The 516-nt window shown below is 73.8% G+C and carries 1 protein-coding gene; it reads left to right on the plus strand.

Going from position 1 to position 516, the window contains the following annotated elements; genetic code table 11:
- The coding region (locus D1Z90_RS21145) for an AraC family ligand binding domain-containing protein (RefSeq protein WP_147378845.1) at positions 1–516 on the plus strand (516 nt) is incomplete at both ends.

The raw sequence follows: 516 nt of genomic DNA on the forward strand, positions 1-516 counted from the left end.
GCACGCGCACGCCGAATACGTCGTCGGCGCGGTGACGCGCGGCGCCGAGAGCCTGAACGTCGAGGGACGTCCGCACCACGCCCCGGCCGGAAGCGTGCTGCTGCTCAATCCCGATCAGCCCCACGAGAACGCCAGCATCGGCGACGAGACGCTCGAGTATCACGTCCTCTACATCGCCCCGGCGCTGGTCGAAGCGGCCGGCCTCGTCGAGCCGGGCGGCGGGCCCCTGCGGTTCGAGACCCCGGTCAGCGCCGATCCCCGCCTGTTCCAGACGGTCTGCGAGGCGCACCTCTCGCTGCGCGGCCGCGACGATCCGGCCGAGCAGGGCGAGGCGCTGGCGCGCCTGCTCGCCGCGATCGGCCGCCAGACCGGGCGGCTCCGCGACGAAGGCCGCCCGGCGCGCGACGAGCGCATCGCCCGGACCAAGCGCTTCATCGACGCGCACTACGCCGAGGAGTTCGGGCTCGCCGACCTGACGGCTGTCGCCGGAATGAGCGCCTTCCACCTGCTCAGGCG

The organism is Motilimonas pumila, from assembly GCF_003596335.1.
Taxonomy (GTDB): domain Bacteria; phylum Pseudomonadota; class Gammaproteobacteria; order Enterobacterales; family CBDFNC01; genus Motilimonas; species Motilimonas pumila.